The sequence below is a fragment of the Thalassospira xianhensis MCCC 1A02616 genome (assembly GCF_003326475.1).
Classification (GTDB): Bacteria; Pseudomonadota; Alphaproteobacteria; order Rhodospirillales; family Thalassospiraceae; genus Thalassospira; species Thalassospira xianhensis.
In genome coordinates this window covers 1-1,186 of sequence record NZ_JPWA01000088.1, presented here as the reverse complement: position 1 = coordinate 1,186, position 1,186 = coordinate 1, and the positions used below count along the sequence as shown (strand labels likewise).

Here is a 1,186-nt window from a genome sequence, read left to right as displayed (position 1 = left end):
GATTCAGTTCAATCATCTGCTCAATCGGATCTAGGTTGCGGTGGTGGAGAAGATACTGGCTCTGATGATGTGAATGTCATTGCTCTCGACATTCCATCTTCTGCGGAGAAACCGGGAAATCGCTCTGATGAAAAGCATTTATCCGAACTGCGTGACGCGCTTTTGAGAACACGTGAATACAAACCAAAAACGGTTCCTGACGTGCGACGGTCATTTGATCTGTTGATTAAGTTACATGGGGATTTGCCCCTTCGTACCGTGACAAGAGGACATGTACGTGAACTTCGCGATGTGCTTCTGCGTTACCCTGTTGGAGGGTCTATCTCTAAATTAAAACAAATGGATCTGCGCGAAATTGCGCGGCAAGAATGGTCACGTACAATCAGTCCAATAACCGTCGAGAAGCTTCTCGGCTTTGTGTCGCAAGGTTTCCGTCTTGCGGTGAGTGAAGGTTGGTGCGAAGAGAACCCACGGTCAGGTTTGATTGTTGGTCAAAGCAAAACTTCGTTGAAAACCGAGCGTTCAGATTTTCAAGAACACCATTTGAAAAAACTATTCTTGTCACCGCTATTCGTAGGCTGTTCAGATAATCAACATGCTTCGGAAGTCGGGAATTGTCGCATTTTCGACCATCGGTATTGGTTGCCTCTTTCGGCCTTGTATACGGGCGCACGGTTGGGGGAACTCGCTCAACTCGAAGCATCAGATGTTAAGGAGGAAAATGGTGTCTGGTTTCTGAACATCACCAAGATTTCTGCGAAAAACAAAAACAAGAAGAGTCTTAAGACAAAGCATTCAGAACGTTCCGTGCCTATCCACAAAGATTTAATATCATTAGGTTTTCTAGGTTACGCCAAGTCATCTCGAACCGGTTATGTCTTCGAAAGCCGATATGAAACACCGCGAAAACTGTCGCACGAATACAGTAAATGGTTCGGACGTTATTTGACGGCGATTGGTTTAGATGACCGTGAATTGGTTTTTCATAGCTTTCGACACACATTTAAAACGGCATGTCGCTTTGCCAACGTACCCGATGAAATTCATGATGAACTTACAGGTCACAGGCCAATAAATGTTGGTGGTTGGTATGGCGAACGAAAGCGCCGACTTGAATACCTGTCAGAAGTTATTGATGGTCTGATGTTTGACGGTCTTCCGATTGAGCAGATGATTGAACTGAATC

At 45.1% G+C, this 1,186-nt stretch carries 1 protein-coding gene; it reads left to right on the top strand.

The genetic code is table 11. The features are described from left to right. Window positions 1–1,186: site-specific integrase (locus TH5_RS25125; protein WP_147250197.1), on the top strand; the 1,186-nt coding region annotated here is incomplete at both ends.